Genomic DNA, 16,718 nt, shown 5'->3' on the forward strand with positions numbered 1-16,718 from the left:
AATTTATAATAGCGAGGTTACGAACTTCACCTCTGGAAAGCGGCTATCCGGTCCTTTCATTAAGATTCCGCCTTGATTTTTCAGATACATATCAAAGAAATCCAGCATGTAGGCATTGATAACGGAGTTCGCTCTTTCAGGCGCAATCTTTCCTGTAATACCCAACATTTTAAAAATCGGAGAAATGAACTGTACGTCGGTAAAATTCAAATGCTCCGTATTTTCGATATAGAGGATTTGTCCCCCTTCGTCGACCGTTTCGCGCATCCGTTCAAGCTCCAACTTTTTATCTTCCGTTACTTGATCCTCCCACTCTCTTGTTGATCCCATACGTTTAAGCTCTGCATCCGTGTAGACCCGGTTATCCATCACCATTTTTAATTTTTCGAAATAGCTTTCCGAGTTGATAAACAAAAACGGCTTTCGCAGACCCTCTCTGTCACGCAGTCGATAAAGCCCTCCATCAAAGTCTATTCCAACCGCGATTCGCGGATCGTAAGAAGCGTCATAGGCCGTCGCTCCACCGATGGAATGGCCGAACACCCCGACATGACCGAGATCAATCTTCCCTTTTAGATGACTTGGAATCTGCCCCGATTGAATGAGCTCGAATTGGTCCAGCGTAAACGCTACATCTCCGGTTAAAACTTTTCCCAACTTGTCACGATTTCCGCTTTCCGTCCGGTAATCATGGTCGGGCGAGAATAAGTCGTTGGTTGTGCTGGTCGTGATTCGACCGTCCGGAAACTCGGTTGCAAATGTATTGTAGGTGTGGTCGATCACTGCCACGATATATCCGTGACTCGCGAGATTTTCGGCTTGCGACGTGTGGAAGAACCTGGACGAGCCGTTGCCGGGATTCGCAAGGATCAGCGGGTATGAAGTCTGTGCCGAAGAGACTTCGGCTCCCGAATAAGCATGACTGGATACGTACTTCAGGTGTTGAAACGTAAACCCGGGAAGGCCATAGTTCGCGGCCATATAACGTAAAATCTGAGTATCGGGAATAAAGGGAGCGTACTTGCCGATGCTAGCTTGAGTCGGATACCAGACCTGAACCATCAATTCCCTCTTGCCTGTCTCAGTTTTGCCAAATTTCTCCTCCCGGCTTGGATCGATGAAATGAAATACTTGCGTGCCTACCTTCAATTCGCCGGTTGGCGCGGGAAAGTTGAATACGGGAAACACATAGAGGAAGCACCCTGTTGCGATTAGCCCAATCACGATAAAAAGGCGGCCCAGCACCCTACGGATTCGCGAGGCAGTCCGAACGACTTTCGGCGTTATGAAAACGTTTATAAGCGAAAGCATAAGCATCAGGAGCGTAAATCCGTATAAAAATAAAAGCTGAATCCTGTATCCTTCGACAAGCAAATGTATCACTAAAAAAATGGAGCTTGCTCCACTTGTCAGGAGCAAAGCTGATCTTCGGATACGTTGATTGGTAATGAACAGGAGTGCCAACAAACAAGCACTTGAAAAGAATAGCAGCATTTCAAAAACCCTCACGCCAACTCCCCCTAATAAAATAATCCCATCAATGGATTAGTATAGAGGAGCAGCTAGGTTGATACCATTGATCTAGATGACAATTGCCTAACACTCTTGTAAGGTCGCGTGACGACTGCGCAGAAAACAGCATGTAATGTGCTGATTCCTGCCTTTCGGGCGGGGTTGTTTGTTTCACAAAAAATTAATTATCCAATATCTCCTATAGTAATTACCTCATTTAAGCAGATAGTCACTTTTAATACACAAAAAGTGATCGCATGCATTTATTCTCCACTAAAACTTTTGGCCCATTCAGCAACCCTACGACTGCTTTCTTCTTCTGACAAATCCTCGATCCTGGTCATAATAGACCATCTTACTCCACAGGGATCCAATATACTTGCGAATCGATCGCCTGAAACAAAGTTTGTAACGGGTTCCCTTACTTTCGCTCCTCTTGCTACCGCATTTTCAATGACCTGATCCACATTCATTACGTAAATTCCGAAAGAATAACACGCATTTCCTTCATCTGGCGGCAAGACCAATTGATATGTTGGATTCGCTGCCCCCAGCTGCAAAAAACCATTTCCAAAATCTAATTCCGCATGAACGATGATTTTATTGCCATTCTCATCCGGATATTCAGTAATATCCTTAACTCTTGCATTAAAAACAGCTTTATAGAACTCTATCGCTTCCGGAGGATTCTTCACGGTAATAAACGGAGTAATAGATGTAAAGCCGTTGGGCACCCCCTTCTTTGTATATTTACCTGACACTCCCATGTATTCTCTGCTTTCAGTCATTTTGACTCCTCCTTTAAATGATCGTAACAGATCAGTTTTATACTTATACCTTCATTGGATGGAATCCATCAATTCATAGTAATGTTTGGAAGCACGTGTCTTATTAAGACTATACCAGGCTTCTAATGTTTTAGAAGAAAACACACTCAGGGCTTTCAACACGTGTACGGAGAATTCCAACGGAGCCATTCCAGATGCAGTGATTAGTTTTCCATCCGTTACAGCAGACTCCATTTTGTAATACTTTTCGCCCGTATAGGTGGGACAGATCATTTTAAGGTATTCCAGATCATTGCTTGTATGCCAACGTGAATTCAGCAGTCCTGCCTGGGCAAGTCCGATGGTAGCACCACAAATCGCCGCCACCCATATACCTTCCTCTATACATCTCTCAACAATTTTTAAGATCGGTTGATGAATGGTTTCTGTCCATGTATTTCCACCGGGTAAAATCAATGCATCCGTGCTCTCAATACGGCACTCGTCCAGTTTGATGTCAGGCAGGATTTTCAATCCGCCCATGGTAGTAACAGGAGTCTTCTCTATTCCCACGGTAACTATTTTGGATGGGACCAGCCCCTTTTTATAATATCTCCCCGAGTTCAGTTCGGCAGTTAAGTAACCGATCTCCCAGTCTGCCATAGTGTCAAATACATAAAGATATACCGTACTATTCATTCACAGGTTCTCCTTATTTTATAATTTATCAAGTGATACCAACCCTCGGTAACCCGTGATCATCCCCATTATAAAAAAGCTTCACTGACATCTACTGTCAGTGAAGCTTTTAGCGCTGATAATATTCCATTAAATCCGACGCAACAGCGGCAAGTTTTTTCTTCAAACTCTGTGGTTCGATGACTTGAATAGATTTCCCGTAGGGCAGGAGTAAATAAGGCACATATGTATGAATTGATTTTTCCTCAAGCAAAAAGATGGCTTGATTAGCGGTTCGCTCTTTCAGATGATGCCCCAAAAACCAATGTAGACATAAGTCATCCAATGCCTTTGACCTGCCTCCGACCATTAAAGAGATTAAACCATCCTTACCTACTAAATCAGGTAACAGACTTTGCATAAAAAATTCACGAGCCGAAAAAGCCTCAGGACGCTTAAATAGGCTTGGAGTACGCTTGATCTGTAAAATACGCTCTGCCCGAAAACTACGGATCTCATTCCTTAGGTGACAAAATGCAACAGTATACCATTTGTTGTTCCAGTACACCATGCCATAGGGGTCTATCACCCTATTCTTGGGTTGTTCTTCATGGCTTGTGCGATAATCCATTTCTACAGAAAATTGGTTGGCTACAGCCTGCTCCAATTCGGCCAATACCGGCTGAAGAGAAGGATTTCCCATGCGATTTATCACTTCAAATCCGGCTAAATGACGGCTAAGTATACTTTCCTGTTCTTGATTCGAATACATTTTCAACTTTGACGTCGCACTGCTTAATGCCTCACTTAAAGGATATCCAGCTTCTTTTGCAAAAACAGCAGCATGAAGGAGTGCCTTTTTTTCCTCCATATCAAAGAGTAAGGGTGCTCTAATAAAATTATTCAGCAAGCTATACCCGCCATGATGACCCGTGTCGGATATGATAGGCACTCCACTGGCACATAGAGCATCAATATACCGATAAACTGTCCTTATATTTATTTCTAACTTTTCAGATATTTGTTTTGCGGTCATTTTTACACCCGAATTCAGCATCCATAAAATGGCCAGCATATTATCGTTTTTTGGCATAACCTGACCCCCCCTCTCTCATTAAAGCTCAATCTTTTATAAATAACTCTTTGGATTCTTCTTACCACCTATTATATGCTTTTTTCCATTCTATACGTCCCTCTCATATCTTCCAATTCCAGATTTACACATAGTAAAAACCATAACGAATGGGTCATTCTGTAAACTAAATCTCTCTTTTAACCGATAAATACATATGCTGGGTTGTTTATTAAATATCACCTCTCATTTCTTAATACAAAACACCCCCAAAATACATTACATATCTATCTTTAATCACCGTTTGTGCTCATCTGCGACTTCTTTAATCACAAGCAATTTCAAGATGAAGTGCTTTACTTGGAAATACCCATCGCATCTAGAAAGGAGTTATGAACTCACTTGAGCGTATTATCAGCTGGGATCGGATATGAAAGCCTACGCTTTTATGGTCCCTTTCAGCCATTACACATCGAACAACTTCAAATAACACGTACCATTAACGATCATGCCTATTTACATATCAGTGGCATACTCTCCGAAGAACAGGGAGCCGCTTGTATCAGCCAAAATATGGAGCAAGAGCCGATTGTCATTCGTCAGTTAAATGATCAGGGACAATCGCTGAGAAGACTGTTTCACGGAATTGTTACACGTATGTCCGTACACTGCGTACGAGGCGTGTATACATTTGAACTGGAGGCCGCTTCCCATTCGTACCAGACGGATATCAAGGTAAAAAGACGCTCCTATCAAGATATTCACCGCACTTATGATGATCTGGTCACTACGATGATTCGAAAATATCAGTACGGAGATGCCATTGATACGGTAAGCCACTATGCCAAACTAGAGACATTTGTTTTACAATATGAGGAAACTGATTGGGCGTTTTTAAAACGCCTCGCTTCTCGCTTTGGTTCCGTACTTGTGCCAGAGGTAACCGCAGCTTCGCCCAAGGTTTTCTTCGGGATGCCCGAAGGCAAGCAGCATAAGGTAGAGCGGGATGTATTTTATCGTGTACGAAAAACGTTTCATGAGTTGGATGCGGAAAAGCCGGGAGAACGTGCTGGCTCGTATGTCACCTATATGATTGAAAGCCTGCAATACTATGCACTAGGCGACCTCATCACGTTACCTATTGGACAAGGCAAAGAACTGGTCGTGGTTCGAGCCGTGACAATCTTAGCAGATGGCTTACTGCACACCCGTTACGATCTTCAAGCCGAACAAGATATCCGCTATTCACGGTATGAAAACGATCAGGCTACTGGAATTTCGCTGACAGGAACGGTGCTGAAGGTACAGCAGGATTTTGTACAGCTTCAACTGGACATTGACCCGAAGCAAGATCCTGCCAAAGCGTGCTGGTTTCCCATCGCCACCCGTTATGTCGCGGAAGAACATAGTGGCTGGTTCGATATGCCTGAGATCGGGGAACAGGTGGAATTGTATCTGCCCACCCACCGCGAACAGGATGCCTATGTAACGGATTCGCTGCGACAACAACGCCACACCAATGGACAGCCGAATGTGAAGGTATGGCAACATATCCAAGGTAGCGGCGTAGAAATGTCTGAACATGAACTGACCCTATCCACCTCCGGTGAATTTTCCATTACACTGCATGAAAGTAGCGGCATTACCATCGACAGTCCGGGGAATGTGCAGATTCAGGGTGGTCATGTGAAGCTGGGTGCAGGCGAGGAACTATCACTCAAAGCTGGCACGGCGCTATACTTAAAAGGTGGAGCCAGCAGCATGGTACTGGATGGTGAGACGGATACCAAAGCTCCAGTGATTTATCAGGAAGGAACGGTAAAAGCACCTGTTTTCGTTGCTGACCTCCCTCCTGTGCCCGAGCCGCCACTCATGAGCATCAAAGCCTATGAAGCAGCTCAATCAGCAGCCAAGGATTCATCTAGCAGCCAAGCCTCTACCCCTAAAGCAAAAGTCACCAGTCCAGCAGAGCTTAAACAGGCGAATGCCTTGATGGGTACGGTGTCCAAGCTATTAGGCTCCATTCCAGTGATGGGAAAAGTGGCTGGCGTTGTTGCAGGAGCGCTAAGTGGACCTGCAGGAGGTGTGATTCTGAGAGCAACCGCAGCGATCCCAGTTCGGAGCAAAGGGACCCCTACCGTTGGAGGAGGCGGTAAGGGGAACGGCATTCATCCGTTGAAACACTTGGCTGGTCTAGCATTACAAGGGTTAATTACTGAGTATGAACATGAGCAAGCGAGACATGCCTACTATAGCAAATGGATTCTGGGGAAAGTGTATACAAGCGCACGTCAAATAGTACATTCCGGCAGCCGATTAGAGTTGATCCAAAACTTGCTGACAACATCGAAAACCATGGTTCATGCCTATCAACAGGTACCTAAAAGTGTTAAAGATAGAATGCTGAGGGAATATAAAGAACAAGAAAAAGCAAGGGCTGAAGCTGCTCTTAAAGCAGAAAAAGAAGCTAGAGCTAAAGCCCTTAAAGCGAAAAAAGAAGCTGCGCCACCAGAGCTTACAGATGAAGAGTATGAGAGAATTTATAGTGATTATGTCTATTGGGCTTCATTAGAAGGTGATCGCAGACCTGAAATTCCGCTAGGAAGCTACCGTGCTGAGGACGGGGTGGTTCGTATGGCGAATGGAGATCCAGATTTTAAATACTACGATGACTGGAAACAAAACTATCCAGGAGATTTTTTGGTTCTATCTAATCAAGAGGGCATCACACCGGAAGAACAACGATGGATGAGCTATGCAAACCTAACAGCAGAGCCGTTTGCACTCGACGGTCGAGGTGGTGAAGGTAGAGCCTTTAAAAATGAATTCTCCAAAATGAGCAAAGAAGGGGCATCTGAGAACGCTAGGCTCGCAAGAGTAAATGTGAGGAGAATTCAACAGCGAATAGATCAAAAAAGCATTACTACAAAAAATGCGTCCGAGCCTATTGAGAACGCATCAGAAGTTATGCCTTCAAAAGCAGGCAACCCAAATGAGAAAGCGCCTAAAATGGAGGGGACCGGACAAGGTCTTGAAAACAGAGGCTATAAGCCGCAACCCGATGAAAGAACGACAACACGAGAAGATTGGAAAGCGCAGGATAGAGAAGCGAGAATACGCTCAAATCTCTCTCAATCTTCCCCAATAAGTATTCCTCCTACTGCATCAGTAAAAATACAGTCAAAGACTGGGTATGAGCAGATACAGTTTAAATGGTCAGACGGTTATTACAAGTATGAAGGACGTTGGCATACGCGCACACCTGGAGCGCCTCAAAATCAAGGAAATACTTGGGTTATTGAACGAACCACACCAGGAAATACTACTGGACAGCAGAGGACGTATCATATTTTAACTGGTGATAATCAATGGACTCCAAGACATGAATGGCAAACTGCTATTAACGCTAGAAAGAATGGTACTGCGACAGCAGAACAAAATAAGATGTTGGAAAATGGACACTGGCCAGCACCATAACAAGGAGATGGAGTCATGGAAATAATAAATAGTAAATACTATGAAGGTTATGAGGGCGAAGGAGAGATACAATTTATAAGGCATCTCTCTAATGGTGATAAGTATGTAATAAGAATCTGGGATGGTTACTTTGATGAAATAATGAGGGGAATAAAGCCAGAAGAAAGCGGTTGGACAGGTCTGGCATATTACTACAATGTTGAAGAGCCTTGGTGGGAAAGACCATGGCAGATCCCAGATATAGCAATTGCCTTAAAACAACTACAAGAAATAAAAACAGAGCAATTAAATGTGGAGACAAAGGAACTGCTTATAGAGCTTTGCAAGTTATTGTCTGATTCTTGGAGATTAAACGAAACTGTGTGGATTGCTGATGAGTAGTACGCAATATAATTAGCTGTTGTAGTTTAACAAACCAAGAGCAGAATCATACAATACAACTAATAAATCAAACACTAGTAGTTCAATACTTGATAAACTTTCAATGCTCTTTACAACTTGACTGTAGGAATAAGCCTTTTTACACAGGTTAAATGATTTGCCATTCCTCCCCTCAGAGTTAATATACACCAACCACAGGAGGGAGATGTGTAATGTCAGATTGGTTTCTCGAAGTGTGGTGAAATGATTTTATCAAAGATTTTCCGGTGAACAAAAGGATACATTCTATCAAAAGATGAAGCATCTATTCGACAGTTGGGCAAAAATAAGTTTATAAAAACCGATAGGACATGGACTAAAATTAATCTTTAAATGAAGTTCATATTCCATTAGAGGCGAAACAAAAGAATGAATCTTAAAGAAATTGAGATTTTACCTGATGTATTACCAACAGAAACATTAGCGTTGATGTTTCAATACGTATTGAATGAATTTGATACTGGTAAAATTGAGAAAAAGGATTTTTTATTAATTCTTAGTCAATTAACAGATAGACAAGTTATGACCTACGAATTATTGGAAATCGAAGTAAGAAATAGTATAGATAAGGTGCTTCACAGGTTGTGGAATACTGACTCTTATGATGATGTAGATATCATTCTTTCAATTGTTGTAAACCTCGGACTAAAAAATTGCTTTCAAAAAATTAAAGATTCAATAAATCAAGATAAGGATATAGACGAATTAATTTTAAAAGAAATTATAGAAACAATTGATGAAGTTGGTGGAAATATTTCGAATCCATATCATAGTTTAGAAAGATTCAAATAAGCCATGTCAATAGTTTGTCAATAAATTCGGATAATTTTTCTTAAAAGGCTTAACATTATGGGTTTTCTACTTCATTTTCATTCACCACAAACTAGACTCACATAAAAATGCCCCCTAGCAACCATCGGACAAACCAAGAGGTTTGATCCAATGTCTACACTAGGGGGTGCTCTTCTAATCAGGCGAATTTTCTTTACCCCTTAACCGACCCGGCTGCGATCCCTTCCACAATTCGGTCACTCATGATGAGGAACACGAGCAATATGGGCAAAATGCTGATCATCAGCGTGGCTCCGATTGCTCCCCAGTCGGTCGTATACTGTCCGATAAAGTTCTGAACGCCGACGGTCAGCGTTTTATTTTCGTCCGAGCTGATGAACGTATTGACGAAAATAAACTCATTCCAGTTGTAGATCATGTTAATAATAGACGTCGTTGCCATGACAGGGGTGGTCATGGGCAGCACAATTCGGAAGAACATCCGGTTGACGGAGCAGCCATCCATAACGGCCGCCTCTTCCACTTCACGGGGCAGGGCGTAATAGAAGCCTAGCAAAATCATCATTGTTGTCGGTAGATTAAAAGCGACATACGAGAGAATGATGGATACCGAAGTATCTGTTAGATGCAGTTTGAGAAACATACTGAACAACGGGATCAAGGTCGAATGGACCGGAATCATGAGTCCGACCATAAAAAGCCCGAGGACCAGCTGACTCCCTCTCCACCGCATACGTGTAATGGCAAACGTAACAAAGCTGGCCAGCAACACTGTCAGCGCCACAGATATGACTGTGATCCACACACTATTGAAGAAATACCGTCCGATATTGCCGTTGGTCCACACATTCATATAGTTTTCCCAATGCGGCTGGGACGGGAGTGCAAACGGTGGAAGGTTAAACACTTCCTGATTATTTTTAAGCGAGAATAGCATCAGCCACACTAGTGGCAAAAGCTGTGTCACCGCCAAGATGATTAAAATGATATACAAAGCGGCATAACCGACCCGAGTTAACATTTTGCCGCGGGTAGCGACTCCAAGCGGATAGTTGGCGGCTGCCTGGGTTTTCATATCCGTTCCTCCCTCTTTCTGTCCTCTGTTACCCCTGATCTAATGGCATGAGTGTTCTATGAATACTGGATGGTATCATTAGTAGCGGTCACCTTACGAATCACCCACGTAGCAATCAGGCAGATGAGCAGCAGAGCAAAGGCTGTAGCGCTGCCATATCCGAAATCAAAGCTGCGGAACGCCTGGTGGTACATGTACGAAGCCATCACTTCACTGGCGCCGTTCGGCCCACCGTCCGTCATGACGTAGATCAGGTCAAAATATTTGAGCGAGCCGACAATCGACAATATGATCGTCACGTTAATCACCTCGCGCAGCAGAGGCAATTTGATACGAGTCGCAATCTGCCAGGCACTGGCTCCGTCGATGCGGGCAGCCTCCATCAGCGTTTCGGGAATGTTTTTCAGCCCAGCATAATAGATCAGGATATAAAAGCCTGCATATTGCCAAATAATCGGAATGAACAAGGCAAGCAGCACCAGAGACGGATTAGCTAACCACTCGGGCGGGTTGTGAACTCCGACTGACGCCAGCAAAGAATTCAGCACGCCGTTGGTCGGATGATACATTTTGAGCCACAATTGAGCGATCGCTACAGAAGACAGCAGCATGGGAATCAGATAAATTTTCCGCAGCAGGTTCGCTCCCTTGATTTTTCCTGACAAAATCATTGCAACGACCAGATAACCGATCAGACTGACGCCTGAAAACAAGGCCAACAGCAGCGAATGCCAGGCACTTTGCCAGAACGCCTTGTCTGTGAACAAATGTTGATAGTTATCCAGCCCTACGAAAGTCATAGCGCCGATTCCATTCCACTGATTCAGACCGTAATAGCCGGTCAGTACGATGGGCACATAAATCACGGCAAATAACAGCAGCAGGGAAGGCAACACATAGAGAGCGATGACGAGCTTATTAGACATGACCTTATCCACGGTCAGACCTCCTTAGGTGGTCAATTTCAATTTCCTTTCTCGATGGCAGCCTTATGCTGGTCGGCAAATTGCTGCGGTGTCACCGCTTTACCAAACAATGCCTGAATCATGTTCAAATGCACCTGCGCTGCATTCGGCTTCATCTGTACATCGGCGAACAATGTAATGTTGCTGGCTTGGTTCAGCCCATTCAACAGATCGACATACAGCTTGGGCAATTTTTCTTTGGAAGTGTCCACCTTCGTTGCCGGAATAACCCCCGCCTGTGTGACCGATTGCTCTCCCCATTTTTCTACGAAGTATTCAACGAATGCTTTGGCTTCTTCTTTCACTTTAGAATTTTCCGAAACGAACAAGCCGACTCCCGGGCCTCCTACCCAACTGTTCTCGTTGCCCTTGCCGCCTGCAACCATCGGGAATTTAAAGAAGCCGACTTGATCTTTAAACGCTTGCGGGATTTCGGGATTAGTCGTAAAATTCGGCAGCTCCCAAGTAGCCATCAAATACATCGCCGCTTTGTCGTTCATAAACTCGGATTTTCCTTCATCATTGGACAAGCCGTTAAATCCTTTGTTAAAGGCATTCATATCCACCAGGGTCTGGATTTCGGAGGCCGCCTGGATTAAACCAGGGTCATCGAACGAGCCTGAGCCGTCAATTGCTTTTTTCAGCGTTTCGCTGCCTGCTATACGGTCTGCCAGATACATGTACCAAAGCGAACCCGTCCAGCGGTCTTTATTGCCTAATGCAATCGGTGCAACTCCGTGATCTACAAGTGTCTTCACCACCTGTTTAAATTCGTCGAATGTCGTAGGTACCTTCAAGTTGTATTTTTCGAATATGGCTTTGTTGTAATAAATGGGTGTTATGTTCAATTCGATTGGAAGCGCATATGTTTTGCCGTTCAGCGCATACGCTTCGGTCGTTCCTGGTACGAATTTGTCCTTCAGCTTGGAACCTTGCAACAGGTCATCCAGCGGCGTAAATAATCCACCTTTAACGTAAGGCTCCATGAAGCCCGCTGCCCAGGTGATGCCGATATCCGGTAATTCATTGGAAGCTGACAGCACTTTGAGTTTGTTTTTATATTGTTCATTTTCCAGCACTTCCTGCTGAATGACGACATTCGGATGATCCTTTTCGTATTGATCTATAATCTGAGTCACAAGCTTGCTCTGCTGTGCCGAGCTTCCCTCTGGCCACAGGTGCATCATTTTGAGTGTAACCTTTCCTCCTGCTCCGCTGGAACCATCTTGACCATCCTTACCACCACAACCGGACAGCACTAGCATGAATGACAGCAGCAGGGTCAACCCAGCAACCCATTTTCGTTGAGAGCGCTTACGCAAAAAAGACTTATTGGACATCGTTAGACCTCCGTTTGTTGTAATTTATATTTTTTGTAATCGTTATCATTTGTAAGTTTAGCACTCTATTTCTGCTTCCAACAGGGTACGCTCATTGGGTATAATTCCACTTTTATTGGATTGTGAGCAGCCTCTACTGTCAATCGATATTTTCCGGTCCTGTACGCATCTGCTGTCTATACCGGCTGGGACTGACTCCCTCGGTCGCTTTGAATACTTTAGTAAAATATTTATCTGTCCGGTAGCCTGAGCGCTCGCCGATTTGAGCAATTGTTAGCTGAGTATGCAGTAGCAGCTCTTTAGCCCGTTGAATCCGTAGTCGATGCAGATATTCACTAAAGGACAAACCACTTTGCTCCTTAAACAAAACGCTAAAATAGCTCGCATTCAGGTGTGAATGCGCCGCAGTCTGCGCCATCGTAATGGGCTCGTGAAGATGTTCCGCCATATAGGCAAAGGCTTGCCGTACCGGATCACTAAGCGTAGCTGTTTGGAGGTCAAGCTCTAGCAGAACAGGGTCAGCCAGCATGTCCAGCTTCTTGTACCGCTGCCGTTCCTCTTCCAGCTGCAGCGCTTCATTTACCGCATTCAGCAGCTCCTGCTTATCAATCGGCTTGAGCAAATAATTAACCGCTCCCAGACGAAGCGCCTGCTGGACATAATCAAACTCCGCATATCCCGAGATCACAATGATCGCTGGTCGATGTGAATCCCGTTCCAGAGAACGGATTAAATCCAGCCCGCTGAATTCCGGCAACCGGACATCTGTAATCAGCAGATGCACCTTCTCTGCTTGCAGCATATGTGATGCCTCCAGGCCATTACCTGATGTCATAATCCGGTATTTCCCGGCGGCCCACTGCTCAAGTGTTTGATGTATCCCCTGACGTGTTCTTTGTTCATCGTCTACAATGACAATGGTCTTGGATGAAATGCTCATTCCTACCGCCCTCCGTATTCATCAGGAATTTCAAAAATAACCACTGTTCCTTCCTGCACAGCACTATGGATCAGCACGCCGTCTGTTCGATAAGCGGCGCTGTCATAGTAGAGGGCCAGCCTACGCTGTACATTAACCAGTCCCATACCGGTTCCCTTGCTCTGGCAGGCAGCCCCCTCCGTCAACGCCGAACGCACAACTGCAAGTTCCTCCTCTGTCATTCCAGGTCCGTTATCTATAACCTCAATTTTGGTCCAACCCAATCTCTCCGAAGGAGTGACTCGAATCTCAACCCGGCCGTTGCCGATACGATTTTCGACGCCATGTAAGATTGCATTCTCAAGAATCGGCTGGATCAACAGTTTTGGAAGCGGAATTCTCGCCGCCTCTGACGGCATATGAATTTGCCAGCTCAGTCGTTCACCCAGACGCATCTCCATCAGTTCCAGATAACGACGGACTTGTGCCATTTCTTCCCCCAGTGTCACCCAAGCGTCATGGTGAGCCGGTTCGATCACATAACGAAACAGCCGTGACATGGACACCATCAGCCCGGCAAGCTCCTCTTCCCCCTTCTCCTGTAGCGACCAGTTAAAAGCATCCAGTGTATTAAAAAGAAAATGCGGATTGATCTGCGCCTGCAGAGCTTTAAGCTCGGTTTGGCTTTGCAAAGCCTCCTTTTCACAAATGACGCGGATCAGATCATTGATATCGACAATCATCGTGTTGTACTCTGCGTTTAATTCCCGTAATTCAATCGCTGCTGCTGGTTCTGGATTCAAGACTAACGCCCCTTCCCGTGAACGGCGCATTGCCTGAATCAAGTGACCTATCGGTCTTGTAATCAACGTGGACAGCATAAAGGACATGAACAGGAATAATATGGCCCCTAGAGACGCGGAAATAATAAGTGTCGTCCGTAAAACCGTAATTCCGTCTGTGACGACGCTAACCGGAATCAGGATTAGAAGCGACCAGCCTGTCCGCTCTGACTGCTGAACCGCCTTGACATATTCCCGTTCCCCAATATGAACCGTCTGTGTCTTGCTGTGTAGAATATCTAACAAATTGGTCCGTTCCATAGACTCACCCGACAGCAGCTGCCCTCGGCGATCTACAAGCAGCATCGTTTCATTCGCTTCATCATTAGTTGCTGGAGAACCATTCAACCCAAAATAACTTCGTTCCATGCGGGTAATCAGATATCCGCCGCGTGAAAACCAGCGATCCACCAGGCTCACTTGCCGAATCGCCAGCAGCGACCGAGGGTCCTCGGGATCTATGCCGATCCAGACCAGCCTGCCTTTCATTTGATTTGCTTCCCGGATGTCCGCCTGTCCGATCCGATCCTCCAGACTGCCCTCTCGAATTGGAAACAACATCTTCCCTTCGGCGGTGTACAGCTCCAATGAACCAACACTCGGCATGTAAGCCTGATAGCTATGCATTACTTGCAGTAGCGATTGGCGCTGTTCGAAAGTCACCTGACTCCCGTTGCGTTCCTCATGCAAAATATGCTGAACAGACGGGTGATTCGCCACCTGCTCGGTCAGGCTGTCCATCTGGCCGATTAAAGCATCCAGCCTGCCGCTTGCTTGTACTGCAGTCTGACCAATGTGCCGCTCTGCGCTGTCCTTTAACAGGTGAGAGACATTAAGGTAAATGAACGCCCCCGCCACACTCATCATAATGAGCATCACCAGTATAAAGCCGATAAAAATTTGATTACGTAACGTGTTGAATGGTTGAAACCTTGAACGCATATGCCGTCTCCCCCTGAATCATCACAAACAAGTCGATAATGATAACGCTTTCTATTTTTCTATTCTAGCGCATCGTTCCCCTTTGTTGGCATATTTTTAGCACAGTTTAATCAAACAGACAGCTCTCCTTGGAATTATTTCGCTTGATGTATTGGGAAAATAAAGTATTAGACTTCCGATGCGTCCTTAAGCTAACGAGCAGCCAATGGCTTGAACTATGCGATGGTTATTATTTGTGAGCCGCGAAAAGCTCCTTGTGACGGAATTTATGTCCAAAGAGCTTTTTCACTATTATACAGTTAGATGTTAATTCTAAGACGTAATTCCGCCATCATAGCCTCAGCTTGCTGTGGATCTTCATTCAGCAGCTTCCTGTATGTCAGCATCCAATTCAGCGTTACTTAACTGGGTGATTATCTGCACCCTTTTTTATTGACATTACTTGGATGATACATTATTATAAGTATACATATAATAAGTGAACTTATAAAGGAGTTGTGATAATGAAAATTGGGATTAAGATTGCTTTTAATGCACCAAGAGAGAAAATTTGGGAACACTATATTGACAAAGAAAAACGTGCTTTATGGGAGGAAGACTTAGAAGAGCTTCAATTTGATGGGGAAATAAAAAATGGCACTACTGGGCGAATGAAATTAAAGGACATGCCAGCAATGGAATTTGTTTTATCAAAGATAGTTGAAAACGAAGTCTATCACGATAAGTATACTATCCCAGACGCAGGTACATTTTATTTTTGCCATGATATCACCGAAGAAGACGGACAACTATTTGTAAAACATTCAATTTCTTCTGATGAGGAAAATGAAATTGCATTAAATGTTTTGACTCAAATTTTTTCGGATTTCCCAAAAGTATTGTGGAAATTTAAAGAAGTAGTTGAAGCCTAATGGAATTTAACTCCATGTTTAAGAACAATGCTGATGAATCAACTGGATTGCTGTTTGTTAAAACATATAATAAGTGGCATGGCAGAATAAAGTCAGCATTAAGCAATTTAGGAATAACCCATCCTCAGTTTGTTGTGTTGAGTACTCTTAATTATTTAAGTCAATTTGAAAAACATATAACGCAGGCCAAAATATCGAGTGTTTCAGAAATTGATGTAATGACAGTTTCACAAATGCTCCGTACACTTGAGAAAAATGAACTTGTAAGTAGAAAACAAAGTCCTATAGATTCAAGGGCCAATTCCATTGAAATTGTCCAAAAAGGTGTAGAAATTATCAGTAAAGCTGTACCCATTGTTGAATCTATAGATTTAGAGTTCTTTGGGACATTAGAGCCTGAATTGGCACAGTTTAAAGATTCTCTACGAAAATTGGTTAAATGATTATATTTTAAAAACTTAATGCTGCAGCAAAAGGGCAGGATACTTTCGAGTATTCCTGTCCTTTTTAAATATTTACCTTTTATTTATTCGACGAGCCCGAGTTCTTCATATACTGCTCCTGCAGGCCCACGACTGGATGGCGTGAACGACGAAGGCATTCCGTTCAGCGACATTGCCGGCGTCATCGGTTGTCACCTGGATGTGCCTGTAGTCAGCATCCCGCGTGAAGAGGCACATGCGATTTTCAGTTTTCTAGGCATGGTCGCGTCGCTTGACTTAGCAAGATGGGGTACCGCCAGCAGAATGACGTAAAACCCACGCTATGACATTATTTACCATGAAATATGCCGAATTCCTTACGCTAAGGAACATTCGGCATTTTTTGCTTATTCTTCGTCAAGTGATCACGATGAAGACGATGGCTCAGTGTGGTGGAATGAGCGAAAGCCACAATCCAATATTTCAAGAATATGGTTACAGGAAATATGGTTTTCTAAACGGAAAAGAAGATTGAATGCCTAATGAAAACGTGTCGGAGGAACAAGGACATAAATCGTTAATGA

The 16,718-nt window shown here is 44.2% G+C and carries 15 protein-coding genes; 6 read left to right on the forward strand and 9 right to left on the reverse strand.

All coding sequences use genetic code 11. The features are described from left to right. Nucleotides 1-3 precede the first annotated feature (3 nt). The 4 genes from ACQQ6X_RS08215 to ACQQ6X_RS08230 form a co-directional block, all read right to left on the reverse strand. Complete coding sequence (locus ACQQ6X_RS08215) at nt 4-1,509, reverse strand: alpha/beta hydrolase family protein (protein ID WP_305164960.1); 1,506 nt, start codon at nt 1,507-1,509, stop codon at nt 4-6. Nucleotides 1,510-1,775: 266 nt separating this feature from the next. Further along, nucleotides 1,776-2,300, reverse strand: coding sequence for a VOC family protein (locus tag ACQQ6X_RS08220; protein WP_305164961.1), 525 nt, complete (start codon nt 2,298-2,300; stop codon nt 1,776-1,778). 51 nt (nt 2,301-2,351) lie between these two features. Continuing rightward, nucleotides 2,352-2,978: a type 1 glutamine amidotransferase family protein gene (locus tag ACQQ6X_RS08225; RefSeq protein WP_305164962.1), complete on the reverse strand. Its 627-nt coding sequence runs from the start codon at nt 2,976-2,978 to the stop codon at nt 2,352-2,354. Nucleotides 2,979-3,087: 109 nt separating this feature from the next. Beyond that, complete coding sequence (locus tag ACQQ6X_RS08230) at nt 3,088-4,050, reverse strand: helix-turn-helix transcriptional regulator (RefSeq protein WP_305164963.1); 963 nt, start codon at nt 4,048-4,050, stop codon at nt 3,088-3,090. A 381-nt stretch (nt 4,051-4,431) separates the two neighbouring features. Here ACQQ6X_RS08230 and ACQQ6X_RS08235 point away from each other — a divergent pair, with 381 nt between their 5' ends. The 3 genes from ACQQ6X_RS08235 to ACQQ6X_RS08245 all read left to right on the forward strand — a co-directional run bounded on the left by ACQQ6X_RS08235 (nt 4,432) and on the right by ACQQ6X_RS08245 (nt 8,718). Then, nucleotides 4,432-7,506: a contractile injection system protein, VgrG/Pvc8 family gene (locus ACQQ6X_RS08235; RefSeq protein ID WP_305164965.1), complete on the forward strand. Its 3,075-nt coding sequence runs from the start codon at nt 4,432-4,434 to the stop codon at nt 7,504-7,506. A gap of 15 nt (nt 7,507-7,521) precedes the next feature. Beyond that, entirely contained in the window at nt 7,522-7,887 is a 366-nt protein-coding gene (locus ACQQ6X_RS08240; protein WP_025365544.1) for a hypothetical protein, read from the forward strand. Nucleotides 7,888-8,295: 408 nt separating this feature from the next. Next, on the forward strand, nt 8,296-8,718 hold the full coding sequence (locus ACQQ6X_RS08245) for a hypothetical protein (protein ID WP_305164967.1): 423 nt from the start codon (nt 8,296-8,298) through the stop codon (nt 8,716-8,718). A 193-nt stretch (nt 8,719-8,911) separates the two neighbouring features. On the opposite strand, the gene ACQQ6X_RS08250 is transcribed toward ACQQ6X_RS08245, so the two are convergent. The 5 genes from ACQQ6X_RS08250 to ACQQ6X_RS08270 form a co-directional block, all read right to left on the reverse strand. Continuing rightward, nucleotides 8,912-9,793, reverse strand: coding sequence for a carbohydrate ABC transporter permease (locus ACQQ6X_RS08250; RefSeq protein ID WP_305164969.1), 882 nt, complete (start codon nt 9,791-9,793; stop codon nt 8,912-8,914). Nucleotides 9,794-9,849: 56 nt separating this feature from the next. Continuing rightward, the gene (locus ACQQ6X_RS08255) at nt 9,850-10,731 is read right to left on the reverse strand and encodes a carbohydrate ABC transporter permease (RefSeq protein WP_063211210.1); all 882 of its coding nucleotides are present in this window, start codon (nt 10,729-10,731) and stop codon (nt 9,850-9,852) included. A 26-nt stretch (nt 10,732-10,757) separates the two neighbouring features. Continuing rightward, nucleotides 10,758-12,098 (reverse strand): extracellular solute-binding protein, encoded by a 1,341-nt coding sequence (locus tag ACQQ6X_RS08260; RefSeq protein WP_305164972.1) that lies wholly within the window; start codon nt 12,096-12,098, stop codon nt 10,758-10,760. 139 nt (nt 12,099-12,237) lie between these two features. Next, the gene (locus ACQQ6X_RS08265; RefSeq protein WP_305164974.1) at nt 12,238-13,038 is read right to left on the reverse strand and encodes a response regulator; all 801 of its coding nucleotides are present in this window, start codon (nt 13,036-13,038) and stop codon (nt 12,238-12,240) included. 2 nt (nt 13,039-13,040) lie between these two features. Continuing rightward, nucleotides 13,041-14,801, reverse strand: a complete 1,761-nt coding sequence (locus ACQQ6X_RS08270) for a cache domain-containing sensor histidine kinase (RefSeq protein WP_305164976.1) — start codon at nt 14,799-14,801, stop codon at nt 13,041-13,043. A gap of 503 nt (nt 14,802-15,304) precedes the next feature. Here ACQQ6X_RS08270 and ACQQ6X_RS08275 point away from each other — a divergent pair. From ACQQ6X_RS08275 to ACQQ6X_RS08285, 3 genes are read left to right on the forward strand one after another with little or no spacing between them, the layout of a single operon-like run. Continuing rightward, nucleotides 15,305-15,712, forward strand: a complete 408-nt coding sequence (locus ACQQ6X_RS08275; RefSeq protein WP_305164978.1) for a hypothetical protein — start codon at nt 15,305-15,307, stop codon at nt 15,710-15,712. Nucleotides 15,713-15,726: 14 nt separating this feature from the next. Then, entirely contained in the window at nt 15,727-16,155 is a 429-nt protein-coding gene (locus ACQQ6X_RS08280) for a MarR family winged helix-turn-helix transcriptional regulator (RefSeq protein ID WP_305164979.1), read from the forward strand. 18 nt (nt 16,156-16,173) lie between these two features. Next, a complete protein-coding gene (locus ACQQ6X_RS08285; protein WP_326399979.1) occupies nt 16,174-16,467 on the forward strand; it encodes a hypothetical protein in 294 nt (97 codons plus the stop codon). The last annotated feature ends 251 nt before the right edge of the window (nt 16,468-16,718 follow it).

The organism is Paenibacillus ottowii (assembly GCF_050516475.1).
GTDB lineage: Bacteria > Bacillota > Bacilli > Paenibacillales > Paenibacillaceae > Paenibacillus > Paenibacillus ottowii.